Origin of the sequence: Pseudomonas sp. UME65, assembly GCF_014170225.1 — a bacterium.
Classification (GTDB): Bacteria; Pseudomonadota; Gammaproteobacteria; order Pseudomonadales; family Pseudomonadaceae; genus Aquipseudomonas; species Aquipseudomonas protegens.
The window spans coordinates 542,943-555,886 of sequence record NZ_LZZQ01000016.1 but is presented as its reverse complement, the minus strand read 5'-3'; the positions used below and the strand labels follow the sequence as shown (position 1 = coordinate 555,886).

At 62.3% G+C, this 12,944-nt stretch carries 15 protein-coding genes and 1 pseudogene; 4 read left to right on the top strand and 12 right to left on the bottom strand.

Features of this window, described 5'->3' with window-relative positions; all coding sequences use genetic code 11:
- Nucleotides 1–17: 17 nt before the first annotated feature.
- From A9971_RS27635 to A9971_RS33365, 10 genes and pseudogenes are all read right to left on the bottom strand, one after another.
- Complete coding sequence (locus A9971_RS27635; protein WP_183000224.1) at nt 18–1,313, bottom strand: hypothetical protein; 1,296 nt, start codon at nt 1,311–1,313, stop codon at nt 18–20.
- A 47-nt stretch (nt 1,314–1,360) separates the two neighbouring features.
- Entirely contained in the window at nt 1,361–2,101 is a 741-nt protein-coding gene (locus tag A9971_RS27630) for a hypothetical protein (RefSeq protein ID WP_183000223.1), read from the bottom strand.
- Between the two features lie 46 nt (nt 2,102–2,147).
- Nucleotides 2,148–2,828: a C39 family peptidase gene (locus tag A9971_RS27625; RefSeq protein ID WP_183000222.1), complete on the bottom strand. Its 681-nt coding sequence runs from the start codon at nt 2,826–2,828 to the stop codon at nt 2,148–2,150.
- A gap of 63 nt (nt 2,829–2,891) precedes the next feature.
- Nucleotides 2,892–3,878, bottom strand: coding sequence for a heme utilization protein (locus tag A9971_RS27620; RefSeq protein WP_183000221.1), 987 nt, complete (start codon nt 3,876–3,878; stop codon nt 2,892–2,894).
- Nucleotides 3,879–3,941: 63 nt separating this feature from the next.
- Nucleotides 3,942–4,520 carry a hypothetical protein gene (locus A9971_RS27615; protein ID WP_047286697.1) on the bottom strand — a complete coding sequence of 193 codons (579 nt, stop codon included), beginning with the start codon at nt 4,518–4,520 and terminating at the stop codon, nt 3,942–3,944.
- A gap of 1 nt (nt 4,521) precedes the next feature.
- Complete coding sequence (locus tag A9971_RS27610; protein ID WP_183000220.1) at nt 4,522–4,965, bottom strand: hypothetical protein; 444 nt, start codon at nt 4,963–4,965, stop codon at nt 4,522–4,524.
- Between the two features lie 328 nt (nt 4,966–5,293).
- Nucleotides 5,294–5,818 (bottom strand): AAA family ATPase, encoded by a 525-nt coding sequence (locus tag A9971_RS27605; protein WP_041752268.1) that lies wholly within the window; start codon nt 5,816–5,818, stop codon nt 5,294–5,296.
- A complete protein-coding gene (pnuC, locus tag A9971_RS27600; protein ID WP_011061403.1) occupies nt 5,815–6,378 on the bottom strand; it encodes a nicotinamide riboside transporter PnuC in 564 nt (187 codons plus the stop codon). The genes A9971_RS27605 and pnuC overlap by 4 nt, the downstream gene beginning before the upstream one ends.
- Nucleotides 6,379–6,467: 89 nt before the next feature.
- Nucleotides 6,468–7,202: a methyl-accepting chemotaxis protein gene (locus tag A9971_RS33370; RefSeq protein WP_370059502.1), complete on the bottom strand. Its 735-nt coding sequence runs from the start codon at nt 7,200–7,202 to the stop codon at nt 6,468–6,470.
- A gap of 123 nt (nt 7,203–7,325) precedes the next feature.
- Nucleotides 7,326–8,012 (bottom strand): annotated as a pseudogene (locus tag A9971_RS33365) (cache domain-containing protein); the annotation flags it as partial.
- Nucleotides 8,013–8,396: 384 nt separating this feature from the next.
- On the opposite strand from A9971_RS33365, the gene A9971_RS27590 reads away from it, so the two are divergent.
- Complete coding sequence (locus tag A9971_RS27590; protein WP_011061401.1) at nt 8,397–9,227, top strand: undecaprenyl-diphosphate phosphatase; 831 nt, start codon at nt 8,397–8,399, stop codon at nt 9,225–9,227.
- Nucleotides 9,224–9,646 carry a DUF1294 domain-containing protein gene (locus tag A9971_RS27585; protein WP_011061400.1) on the top strand — a complete coding sequence of 141 codons (423 nt, stop codon included), beginning with the start codon at nt 9,224–9,226 and terminating at the stop codon, nt 9,644–9,646. The genes A9971_RS27590 and A9971_RS27585 overlap by 4 nt, the downstream gene beginning before the upstream one ends.
- Here the strand turns inward: A9971_RS27585 and A9971_RS27580 are convergent.
- Both A9971_RS27580 and A9971_RS27575 read right to left on the bottom strand, forming a co-directional pair.
- Nucleotides 9,643–9,987, bottom strand: a complete 345-nt coding sequence (locus tag A9971_RS27580; RefSeq protein ID WP_169891849.1) for an MmcQ/YjbR family DNA-binding protein — start codon at nt 9,985–9,987, stop codon at nt 9,643–9,645. The genes A9971_RS27585 and A9971_RS27580 overlap by 4 nt on opposite strands.
- A gap of 11 nt (nt 9,988–9,998) precedes the next feature.
- The gene (locus A9971_RS27575; RefSeq protein WP_152686225.1) at nt 9,999–10,907 is read right to left on the bottom strand and encodes a LysR substrate-binding domain-containing protein; all 909 of its coding nucleotides are present in this window, start codon (nt 10,905–10,907) and stop codon (nt 9,999–10,001) included.
- A gap of 133 nt (nt 10,908–11,040) precedes the next feature.
- Between A9971_RS27575 and A9971_RS27570 the strand changes: the two genes are divergently transcribed.
- Nucleotides 11,041–11,652 (top strand): FMN-dependent NADH-azoreductase, encoded by a 612-nt coding sequence (locus tag A9971_RS27570; RefSeq protein ID WP_011061397.1) that lies wholly within the window; start codon nt 11,041–11,043, stop codon nt 11,650–11,652.
- Between the two features lie 254 nt (nt 11,653–11,906).
- Nucleotides 11,907–12,944, top strand: a complete 1,038-nt coding sequence (locus A9971_RS27565; protein ID WP_011061396.1) for a dienelactone hydrolase — start codon at nt 11,907–11,909, stop codon at nt 12,942–12,944.

Genomic DNA, 12,944 nt, shown 5'->3' with positions numbered 1-12,944 from the left:
GCGTCTTTGCCGGTGGGTCAGAAGTAGTAGGGGAATTTCAGGCTGAAGGTGAAGTCCGGTGCGTCCTGGGTCATGCCCAGGGACAGGTTGGGCACGATGGTCAGATGGTCGGTGGCGGCAATGGTCATGCCGACGTTGAAATAGGCTGCGTTGGCATCGCTGGATGTCACCGATTGCCAGTCCTGACCGCTGTACTTGAGCTTGCTCTTGCGTTGAATCTGATCAGACACCGAGAAGGCCATACTCATCTTTTCGTTCAGGGCAAAGGCTACACCGGCGCCGACCTGGAAACTGTCACCCAGTTGCACCTTGCCGGGGACTTTCTCGCCGGCATTGGAGCTGATATCGCCGAACGACTCTTCCAGGTTGTGGGTGTAGGACAGGCTGCCGAACAACACTGCCGGGTCGAAAGTCTTGACCAGGGAGATGCCGGGGGTGATCGACCAGACGCCATTACCGGTTGGCAGGCTTTCAGGCACCACCAGGCTGTTGCTCTTGGGGGACTGGACGAACTTGATACCGAACGGGTCCTTGCCCGTGGGAGCCTTGACTCGCAGGCTGACCACCGCATCAGGCAGGCTGTCCGATTCGTCCAGGAACTTGTAGGCAACTCCGAAGTTCACATCACCCAGCGTAGGGTCACGAGTGACTGACTCTTCGACGGTTGCCTGGGCGCTGCCGCCATTGCCGCCCCCTGACTGATAAGTTGACTCGCGGTAGATCACTGGTGCGTTTATATCGAATTGCCAGCGGTTATTGAGGTTGTAGCGGGCCGTCAGGTCCAGGGTCCAGGTATCGGACTTGATCCGATCCAGGTTGACATTGCCCAGCAGGATCGAATCCAGGGCCAGGAACCCGTTGAGGGTCAGTTGGCGAGTGTCGTAGCGGGCGTAAGTGATGCCTGTTTCCACGCTGAACTTGCCGCCGCCAAAGAAACCGCTGGCTTCGTCATAGAGGTTGGTCACACTTTGTGCCGGCGTCGAATCATCCTTGAGTGACTGGCCATAGCTCGCACCACCTGCAGCGCCCCCGGACGCTGTAGCGGCCCCTCTACCGGCGACCTGCTGGTTGCCTTTCAAGTCGGCCGGCGACTTCGCCAGGCGCTTGGGCGGTGGTGCCACGGGCTGGTCCTCGACCTGGCGAACCCGCTGTTCCAGAACCGCGAGAGCCTTCTGCTGCACTTCGTAACGTTGCTTCAGTTCCAGGAGTTCCCGTTTCAAGGTCTCTACGTCCGCGTCAGGCGCGGCTTGCAATGCCATCGGAAATAGAGTGCTCAAACAAACCACAGCGCGCAGTGAAACCGATCGATACATGAAATAAACCGTCCCTTGTGAACCCCAATGGTCGAAAGGAGCGTAGTTCAGAATTTCAAACTGCGTAGTCCATTGAGCGTAGTCAGGTTGCAGTCCAGCGCACCGCTGCTGGGGCCGTTGTTTTTCAGTACTACGTTGAGCTGGGTCAGGTTGTTGACCAGGTTGCTGTTGCCCAGCAGTCGGGTGTTTTGCATGACATTGCCCTGTGCCACTTGCTGCAAGGTGTTGCCCTGATTGCCATTGGCCAGAATAGCCATCTGGATTCCGCCATTGACCGCCGATACCGCCACACTGCCTGCAGCATTGCTTCCGGTGATGGTCTGGCCACTCAGCAGGGCCTGGCCGGGGCTGTTGCTCAGGCCGGGTGCCTGGTTGGCTTCGCTGACATTGATACTGACGTTGTTATAGGCGCTGTTGCCGTCGCCTGCGGCCCGAACGACCTGGGTCACGCCCTGGCCGGTACCGAGCCCGGCACCGCCGATCACGTTGCCCGTACCTTGTGAAGGGGAGCTTCCGTTGCCGCTCTGGTTGATGGTGGTGACGTAGAACTGTGGCGTGACCGTGGACTGCTGGATCTGCAGGGTACTGGTGGCGCCGATCAGGTCACCGCTGGCATTACGCCAGGTACTGCTCATGACGATGCCGAAGCTGATGATCCGTCCTGGCATCACATAACGGCCCCGCATCTGTGATAATTCCTGGTCCTGAACTTCTATGGGTTTGAAACCAGCATGGGCTGGAAGAGCTGCTGCCAGGCAGGCGACAGCCAGCCAGTATGGAGTCTTCATCTGCTGCTCCCGGAGCGTCCTGCTCCCCTTTATCGTGTGGAGGCTTCTAGAAGAAGTCGCTTTGGATGAAACCGAAATCCATCAGTTCCGCGTCTTTGACCGGGTAGAAGTTGTCGAGCTTGTTTTTCGCGGTCAGCGGGGCAGGTGGGTCAAGCAAGGCATTGGCCTTGTCGTAGCCGGGGCCGATGATGGCGAAGACGATGCCATTCCACCCCTTGACGAAGTCCTCATGGGTGTAGCGCTTGTGGCCTAGCACCGGATCACCGATGTAGACCCAGTCTTTCTGGGCCCGCTGCATCACCACGAAGTGCTTGTAGCCGCGAATTTCCATCAGTACGACCACCGGAATGGTCACCGCCTCGAGCTTTTCCGGAGGAATCCGGTAGCCCCTGGCGCGCATGCCGATGCTTTCCGCGTAGCGTTTCATGTCGAGCATCGAGAAACCCTGGGTCTGGACCAGCTTCTGGTCCGAGTTCATCAACATGCCCTTGATGACCTGTTCCTCATCGACGTCCAGCCAGTAGGCCTGGCGCAGAATGGTCGCCAGGGCGGCGGCGCCGCAGCTGAAGTCGGTCTTTTGTTCGACGATGTCGCTGAATCTGCGCTCACGCACACTCTGCACTTTCTTGAAGATCAGGCCGCCACCGGGAAGCCCGGCGACTGCCATCTGTGCTGCGTGCACGGGGCCGCAAAGGCTCAGCAGTAGAAGGATGATCGCAGTACGCATGATCGTTACGCCTGGCAGGACTGTGGAAAAGCCCCGTTTCCGGGGCTTTCGTTACGATCGCGACTACATGCAGGCTTTGCAGCCAGCGGCGATGGACAGCGAGTTGCTTTGTTGGTTGCCCACACCGGCCGAGACGTTGGCGCCGCCGTTGCCGGAGAAGCCGTTCATCGAGTTGGTCATGCTGGCGTTGTTGACCACTGGGTTTTTCCAGCCGTCTTTGGTCAGCACTTGCTGGGTCCAGTAGCCAGCCAGTTCGATAGTGCCTTGTTCTTTGAAGGTGAGTTTCTGATCGTCGTTGCCGTGGCCTTTGTTGTCGCCATAGCCATGGCCGCTGCCATGATCGTCGCCACCTTCGATTTTGCCGCTGCCGGTGCCTTTGTAGGTGCCAGAGGCTACGAAGCCGCCAGTGAGGGTGTCTTTTTTGTAGGCTTGAACACCTTTGTTTTCGACCACCAGGTTGGTCGAAGTCTGGTTGGCCGACGCCGCGGCAGTGGCTACGCGACCGCCGGATACGGCAATGGCCAGGTTGTTTTTCTGTTGGTTGAAGTCGCCGGAAGTGACGTTCATGCCGATGTTGCCGGAACCGTTGTTGCCGGAGTTGTTGAGCACGGCATTGTTTTGGGTCGAAGAGTTTTTCACATAGTTGTTGTTGTTGACCTGAGTCGCGCTGGAGGCGGCTACTGCGCTACCGAAGATGAAGTTTTCATCGGCGGTGGCCAGGGCGGCGGCGTTGTCTTGTTGGTTGCCGTCGCCGGCGGCGGCGTTGGCACCCATGTTGCCGTTGGAGCTGTTGAGGGAGCCTTCAATCTTGGCGTTGTTGTTGGTGCCCTGGTTTTTCACCACGTTGGTGTTGCTGTTCTGTACATCCAGGACGGCAGCGCCTGCGCCGGCGGTGATTTGCAGCAGAGTGCTTAGGTCCGGGCCCTGATCGCCATGATCGTTGCCATGACCGCCGTTGTTACCATGATCGTTACCACCTGCCTGGGCAGCCATTGCCATGACGGCGGCCAGTGCGAAAACCAGTGGTTTGAGAGCCATTGTAGGTTTCATGGTGTTTCTCCGGTGCTTATTAGTTGGTTAAGTGTTGGTACTTTCTAATCGCACTACGACGGGTCAATCAGCGACCCGGATGCTCAGGGTGTTAGCCATTCGGTTCCCCACCCCGGCACTCTGGTTCACCTGAATCACTCCACGGCTGCCGGTGAAGGCCTGGTCGCTGGTAACGACCTGGCGGCTGCCTTGTTGAGCGTCGGATGCTCCCGAGCTTGGTAACAGCGCCACGTTCTGCTGCGACAGGGCGCTGTCGTCGATGCTTTGCGGGTTGGCACTGATGCTGATCCGCAGGGCATTGACCATCTGGTTGTTGGCCCCGGACGACTGGTTCACGCCCAGTGCGCCGCTGCCATTGCTGAACGAGTTGCCGCCGATCGTGCTGCTGGCATTGACCGAGCGGTCGGCGGGCGTGGTGAGTTTCTGGGTCACGCTGGTACTGGCCTTGGCGTTGGTGCCGATGGCGATGGCCCGTACGTTGGTTTGCTGCTGTTGATCGCCTGCGGCCTGGTTGATGTTGAGGTTGCCGTTATAGCTGGAGCCGGAATTGACCAGTGTTGCTGTGTCCTGGACCTGGCTGGCGTTATCGGCCATGGCCGACGTGCATGCGAGCAGGCCAAGAAAGAGCAATGAATGCTTCATCTCAACGGCCTCCAATGTTGTTCAAGGGCGCCATGCCGGAACTGATGGAGCGATTGATGGAGTTGGAGATCGACGCGCCCGAGCCGCCACCGTGGCCGGTGGTCATGCCTGGCAGGCCATCGGGATTGGTCACGACGTTGAGGCCGGCGACGCCAGTGCCGTTGGGCATCACTGCACCGCGGACCAGCGAACCGCTGTTGATCCCGGCGAATTCGCTGTCGCTCATTTCGTTATCGAGCGTCCCGGTGACTAGAGCGGAAGGATTGGCGTTGACAGTGGTGGGGTTGGGGTCGCGATTCAGGGCACGACCAATGGGCGTGGGGTGCACCTGGCGTTCAAGAACGATTTCGCCATTCCCCGCAGCCATCACCGGAAGGCTGTACACCGCGCTGACGGCGCAGCCGATCAGCAGTAGGCGGGTGAAACTTTTATTCAGCGTCCCCACGGCGGTATTCCTTCTTCTCAGTGCTGGCCCTAGCCGGCGTTGGGAGGAAGAGAGCAGAAGCCGTGCCGCTTTTTGTTTCTTTTTAAGATTCAACGGCTTGCGAACGCTGCGGGGCGTCGGCTTTCGGGACTGTTTCAGGGATGAGACACCTACCCCCGACGGCCATTGGCCATAACCGGGGCAACGCTCTGGAACAGGGGTTGCTGCGGGGGTGTATCAGGGGCTTAACAGTTTGCCCGGCCGTGGGCGCCACCGCGGAAAATGGCGGCCTGATGGCCAGGCAGGTGTTTCAGGGATGGACACTTGTGGCCCTGCGGCACTGCACCGATCACGCTTGCAGCAGTTGCCGGACCTGCTCGAAGGCCTGTTGCCGGCGGGCTTGCCAGTCGCCGCCAATGATGCGGTACGGCTGGCGGTGTTGCTCCAGCCAATGGCGGGTAGCCTCGAAGAAGGCCAACCGTTCTGCCAGTTGTGGCTGGCAGCGCTGGCCGTCGTCGCTCCAGGCCACATCTTCCGGCGACAGCAGCAGGTGCAGGTCGTAGTGGCGGGCCAGCAGTTGGGGTTCCAGCCACGGCGGGCAGTCGCCGAACAGGGTCTGGCTCCAGAGTTGGTTGCTTAACAGGTGGGTATCGAGAATCAGCAGTCCAGGTTGCTGGGCGCGTGCCTGATCCTCCCAGGCGAGCTGGCCCCGGGCGATCTCGGGAATGTCCGCCAGGCAGGTGTCGCGGCCCTGCTGCTCGATGAAGTGGCGCACGTATTCGCCCACCTGGATGCCACCGAAGTGGGCTTGCAGCTCGCTCGCCAGCCAGCTCTTGCCGCTGGACTCGGGGCCGGTCAGTACCAGGACCTTCACGACTGCAAGGCCGGGTCGGCGCGCCAGGCTCGCCAGCCCTGGACGGCCAGCAGGGTGAACAGGGCATACAGCGCCGCCGTCAGGTAGAGCTCCTTGTAGACGAACAGCCCGACGAAAATCACATCCACGGCAATCCACAGCGGCCAGCATTGCACGCGCTTCTGCGCCATCCACCACTGCGCCACCAGGCTGAAGGCGGTCAAGGCGGCGTCCAGCCAGGGCTGCGCGGCGTCGGTCCAGTGGGCCATGGCAGCCCCCAGCAGCAGGCTGCCCATTGCGCCCAGGGCCAGCCCCTGTAGCAGTCCGCTGGACTGCAACTGGCTGACCGGCCGCCCCTGGTGCTGTTCGCCGCCCCGGGTCCACTGCCACCAGCCATAGAGCTGCAGCACCGCGTAGACCACCTGCAGGAGCATGTCGGAATAGAGCTTGACCTCGTAGAAGATCCAGCTGTACAGCAGCACCATGACCAGGCCGATGGGCCAGCACCAGGGGTTCTGTTTGACCGTCAGCCAGACGGCGATCACGCCGAGGGCGGCGGCAAACAGTTCAAGCCCGGACATGGCGGTTCCTTGGGGAAATGGAGGAGGGGGGCGATTGTACCCAGAGTCGGCCCCGGGCGTCAGTCCGGGGCCTTGGGTTCAGCGAGGGGTCAGACGCGGAACTGGCGCAACAGGCCGTTGAGCTGCTCCGACAGCTCCTTGAGGTGGCGGCTGGCGGCGCTGGAGTGCTGGGCCGCCAGGGCCGTGCCCTGGGACAGGCCGGCTGCCTGGCCGACGTTGTGGTTGATGTCTTCCACCACATGGGCCTGTTCCAGGGTGGCGCTGGCAATCGTCGCGTTCAGGCCGTTGAGGTTGCGCAGTGCCTGGCCGATGGCGTTGAGGCTGGCGCCGGCCAGCCCGGCCTGCTCGATGGTCAGTTGCGAGGCCCGGCTGCTATCGCCGATGACCTTGACCGCCGCTTCGGAGTGGTTTTGCAGGCGCTCGATCATGCCCTGGATTTCCGCGGTGGACTGCTGGGTACGCTGGGCCAGCAGGCGCACTTCGTCGGCCACCACGGCAAAGCCGCGCCCTTGCTCCCCAGCCCGGGCCGCCTCAATGGCAGCGTTCAGGGCCAGCAGGTTGGTCTGTTCGGCAATCGAGCGGATCACCTCCAGCACCGTGCCGATCTGGGTGCTTTCCGCCGCCAGGGTGCGGATCACTTCCACCGCCTGGTCGATGGTCACCGAAAGCTGGTCGATCTGCTGCAAGCTGCCGTCGATGTTGACCTGGCCCTGCTGGGCCTGGGCCTCGGCCTCGCGCACCTCGGTGGCGGCGTGCTCGGCGTTGCGCGCCACATCCTGGACTGCGCTGGTGACCTGGCTGATGGCGGCCGCCACCTGTTCCATCTGTTGGGATTGCTGCTGGCTGCGCTCCTGGGCGTCGTTGGCGTTGCTACCCAGTTCGCTGGAGGACTGTTCCAGGGCTGCGGCGCTGGATTGCAGCTGCATCACCACACCGCGCAACTTGGCGGTAAAGCCGTTGAAGTGCCGGGCCAGTTCGGTGACCTCGTCCTGGCCGTGGGTGTCGAGGCTGCGGGTCAGGTCGCTTTCGCCGCTGGCGATGTTGGCCATGGCGTGCACCGTTTCGCGCAGCGGGCTGACAATGCTGCGCACGATCAGCACCACCAGGGCGGCCATCAGCAGGGCAATCACCAGGCCGATGGAGGAGGCGCGCAGTACCTGGGCGTAGAACTCGTCCTGCAGGTCGTCGATATAGACTCCGGAGCCGATGATCCAGCCCCAGGGCTGGAACAGCTGGATGTAGGAGGTCTTCTGTACCGGTTGTTCGGCGCCGGGCTTGGGCCAGCGGTAGTCCACCATGCCGCCGCCCTTGGCCTTGGCCAGGGTCACCATCTCGTTGAACACCTCGAAACCGTCCGGGTCCTTGACCGCGGCCAGGTTCTGCCCGTCGAGCTTGGGGTTGGCCGGGTGCATGATCATCACCGGCGTCAGGTCGTTGATCCAGAAGTAGTCATTCTGGTTGTAGCGCAGCCCGCGAATCACCTGCAGCGCCTGCTTCTGCGCCTGGTCGCGGGTCAGGCTGCCGGCGGCTTCCAGGCCCTGGTAGTAATTCAGTACGCCGGCGGCGGTCTGCACCACGTGCTGGGTCTTCTGCGCCTTGGCCAGGTACAGGTCCCCATGAATCTGCTTGAGCATCATCACGCCCAGGGTCACCAGGGTCAGCACCGCCACGATCAGGATCAGCCACAGGCGCTGACTGATGGACATCTTGCGTAAGCTATTCATCATCCGGTCACTCCAGATTCTTGTTCTTGTCATAAAAGGCCCGGAGCATCCAAGCACGCTGGTCTTCCAACGCCAACCCTACGGAAGTCCAATAACATCGCGGCGTGTTTTGCGCCTGTCTGCTAGGATTTCGGCGCCTTTGCCGAAAACCTGAACCTTTCTGAACTTTTCACATAATTTTCATGGGCTTGTGTTGATCTTACGAGCGCCGATTTCTCGGCTACGCTCGACGCAGCAAATGCTTTGACCAATTAAAAAGAGGCATGCCACGAGCATCGCCTCATGGGGGAATTGATGGATCTTTGGACCGCCGCACAGGCATTGATACTCGGGATTGTCGAAGGCCTGACCGAGTTTTTACCCATCAGCAGCACCGGGCACCAGATCATTGTGGCCGACTTGCTCGACTTTGGCGGCGAGCGGGCGATGGCCTTCAACATCATTATCCAGTTGGGGGCGATCCTTGCGGTTGTCTGGGAATTTCGCCGCAAGATCCTCGATGTGGTGATCGGCCTGCCGACCCAGCCCAAGGCCCAGCGCTTCACGATCAACCTGTTGATCGCCTTCCTGCCGGCGGTGGTGCTGGGGGTGATCTTCGCCGACCTGATCCATGCCTACCTGTTCAACCCCATTACCGTGGCCACGGCCCTGGTGGTCGGCGGCCTGATCATGCTGTGGGCCGAGCGCCGGCAGCACCAGGTGCATGCCGAGACAGTGGACGACATCACCTGGAAGGACGCGCTCAAGGTCGGCTGCGCCCAGTGCCTGGCGATGATCCCGGGCACCTCGCGCTCGGGCTCCACCATCATCGGCGGTCTGCTGTTCGGCCTGTCGCGCAAGACCGCCACCGAGTTTTCGTTCTTCCTGGCCATGCCCACCATGGTCGGCGCCGCGGTGTATTCAGGCTACAAGTACCGCCATCTGTTCCAGCCCGATGACTTCCCGGTGTTCGCCATCGGCTTCGTCACCGCCTTTGTCTTCGCCATGATCGCGGTCAAGGGCCTGCTGAAGTTCATCGCCAGCCACAGCTACGCGGCCTTCGCCTGGTATCGCATTGCCTTCGGCCTGTTGATCCTGGCGACCTGGCAGTTCGGCTGGGTCGACTGGACGGCGGCCAAGCCATGAGTACGGCCCGGCGCCCGGCGTCCTCGGCCAGTGCTGCGCGGCTCCAGCATCCCCGGGCCAAGCTGCTGGCGTTCGTACTGCTGTGCGGGTTGCCGCTGTTCGGTTCGCTGTCGCTGTGGTGGAAGGGGATTTCGCTCATTCCCCTGATCGCCTATGGCGCGGTCAGCCTGCTGGCCTTCCTGGTCTACTGGCACGACAAGCGCCGGGCCCAGGCCGAGGGCCGGCGTACCCCGGAGAACGTCCTGCATGCCCTGGAACTGGCCGGTGGCTGGCCCGGGGCCTTGCTGGCCCAGCAGCTGTTGCGCCACAAGACCCGCAAGGTCTCCTACCAGTTGGTGTTCTGGCTGATCGTGGCCTTGCACCAGGTGTTCTGGATCGACCGGCTGTTCCTGGAAAGCAGCCTGCTGAGCCTGTTCTAGAGCAGCAAACCCACCTGAACCCGCTTGGGCAGCTTGCTCACCACCAACTGGTGAGAGCGCTGCAGCAGCGCCTCGAGCTCCGAGGCGCCCAGGGGGTAGGGGGTGTTCATGATGATCCAGTGCGCCCGGGCCAGGTAGGGCGCCGGCGCAATGCCCGGGCGGTCGACATGGCCGAGAAACAGCTCCTGATCGACCTTGAAGGCCAGCGAGTCGCCCCGCAGGTGCTGCACGGCGAACATCTTGTTGCCGGCAATCGAGAACACCCGCACACCGCCCCACTTGTAGTCTTCCCGCGCACCCGGCAGGCCCAGGCAGAATTGCGCCACTTGCTCTTCATTCAAGGTTCGGGCTTTCACAGCAGTCGTTCTCCGCAGCGTTCGAAGGATTCACTCAAGTGCTCGATCCAGGCGCGCACGGCCGGCATCACACCCCGGCGGTGAGGATACACGGCCTGCAGCCAGCCGCCGGGCAATGCCCATTGCGGCAGCATCTGCACCAACTGGCCGCTGGCCAGTTCCTCCTCGCAATACAGCATGGGCAGCACGGTACAGCCCTGGCCAGCGAGGGCACAGGCACGGCGCACGATGAAGTCGTCGATGCCCAGGCGAGCCTCCAGGGCCAGGTCGCAGGCCTGGCCTTGCTGGTCCAGCAGGCGCAGGTGCACCAGGCGGTCGGCCTCCAGGGCGCCGAGAATCGGCACGCGCCGCAGGTCTTCCGGATGCTCCACCGGGTATTGCCGGAGGAAGTCTGGGGTCGCCACGATCGCCGTCTGGGCCCGGCGCAGGCGCCGGGTCACCAGCAGCGGGTCTTCGTCGCCCAGCTCGCGCACCCGCAGGGCGACGTCCACACCCTCGTTGATCAGGTCGACACGGCGGTTGAGCAGGAGCATTTCCAGCTGCACCTGGGGGTACTTCTCCAGAAAGCTGCTGACCAGCGGTGTCAGCAGTTCGTGGGCCAGGCCCACCGGGCTCGACACCCGCAGGCGCCCGCGGGGTTCGCTGGCCATGCTGGCCACGGCTTCGTCGGCCATCTCCGCTTCCAGCAGCATGGCCTGGCAGTGACGCAGGTAACGCTCGCCCACGGCAGTCAGGCTCAGTTGCCGGGTGGTGCGTTGCAGCAGCCGGGCGTTGAGGCGTTCTTCAAGCTCGGCGATACGCCGTGACAGCCGCGATTTGGGAATGCCCAGCAGGCGTCCGGCGGCGGCGAAGCCACCGGCTTCCACCACCTTGGCGAAGTAATAGAGGTCGTTGAGGTCTTGCATGATGATTTTTCGCTCGACTGTCCTGCTGATGGGACGAACTATCGCATTTATACCGGCTAATCAGCTATTGGTTTCATCTGTAGGATTGCCCACATCCGATCGCCCAGTGGCGGTCCTCACTTGGAGATCCCAGATGAAACTCTTGCATATCGATTCCAGCATTCTTGGTGACAACTCGGCCTCCCGTCAGCTCAGCCACAGTGTGGTCGAGGCCTGGAAAGCCGCTCATCCGGCCACCGTGGTGACCTACCGCGACCTGGCCAATGACGCCATCAGCCACTTCTCCGCCGCCACCCTGGTGGCTGCCGGTACCGCCGCGGAGCTGCGTGACGCCGCGCAGAAGCATGAGGCCCAGCTCAGCGCTCAGGCCCTGGCCGAATTCAAGGCTGCCGATACCGTGGTAGTCGCCGCGCCGATGTACAACTTCACCATTCCCACCCAACTCAAGGCCTGGATCGACCGCATCGCCGTGGCTGGCGAGACCTTTCGCTACACCGAAGCCGGCCCGCAAGGCCTGTGCGGCGGCAAGAAAGTGATTGTGGTCTCCACTTCCGGCGGCCTGCACGTGGGCCAGGCCACTGGGGTGGCTCACGAGGACTACCTGAAAGTGCTGTTCGGCTTCTTCGGCATCACCGATGTCGAATTCGTTCGCGCCCATGGCCTGGCCTACGGCGAGGAAGTACGCAGCAAAGCCATGAGCGACGCCCAGGCGCAGATCAGCCAGCAACTCTTCGCTGCCGCGTAAGGCTTGTGTAAAGAGCCTTTGCTGCACGGCAAGGGCCACTAAACTCTGTATTCTGCTCACCGCATGAAGTGGGCAGGGTGCGGAGTTTTTTTATTGTGGTGTTCAGGGTTTCTGGCCCGGGTTATGCAACACACGGAGCAATGCTCCCGGCTTGTGCATCCCTGGCTACGGCGTGGTACAGCTGCAAGGCCTTGGCGGCAAGGGATGGCAGGGGAGAACGGCTTTCTCGATCCGGCGGCAAAGGTGGGCGTGCGATGAAACGTCTTTGTGCAATGTTACTGATCTGCCTGCTCAGCAGCCTGCTTTCGGTGCAGGCCGCCCCTGGGCCGCATCCGCACTGGAGCGTGGGCTTTCACGAGATGAGTTTTCTCGACCCCCTGGACCGGCAACCGATGCGCGCCATCGCCTTCTACCCATCCACCGGTATCGAGCACGGCAGCCAGCTTGAGGGCTATCAGATCGCTGCCTCACGGGATGCCAAGATCGCCATCGGCCGCTTCCCGATGCTGATGCTGTCCCACGGTAACACCGGCACCCCTCTGGCCCTGCATGACCTGGCCACCTCTCTGGCACGCAAGGGCTTTGTCGTGGTGGCGGTGATTCACCCCGGCGACAACTCCAAGGACCACAGCCGTCTGGGTACCCTGAGCAATCTGTACGGGCGGCCGATCCAGATTTCCGAAGCCATCACCGCAACCCTCGGCGACCCGATGCTGTCGCCCTTCGTCAATGCCGACCAGGTGGGGGTGATCGGCTATTCCGCCGGTGGCGAGACTGCGTTGATTCTCTCCGGCGCCACGCCGGACCTGGACCGCTTGCGGCGCTACTGCCAGGAGCGCCCCAATGACCGGGATGCCTGCAACACCCAGGGCGAACTGATCGTCGACCGCGACGACCTGCAACCGGTGGCCGACCCCCGGGTGCATGCCTTGATGCTGCTGGCCCCCCTGAGCCTCAAGTTCGGCCGCCAGACCCTGGCCGGGGTGCATGTGCCGGTGCTGCTCTACAGTGGTGATGGCGACCAGTTGGTGGCGCTGGACAAGAACGCCGCGGCGCTGGCGCGCAAACTGCCGGTGGCCCCGGACTTCAAGCTGCTGGCCGGCGCCGGGCATTTCGTGTTCATGGCGCCTTGTTCCGCACAGCAGATGGCCGCGATGCCGGCGCTGTGCACCGATGCCGACGGCGTCGACCGTGAAGACATCCACCGCAACCTGATTCTCGAAGCCGGCAACTTCTTCGCCCATACGCTGGGTCGGCCAAGCCGGGCCGGGATGCAGACCGCCGATCAATGA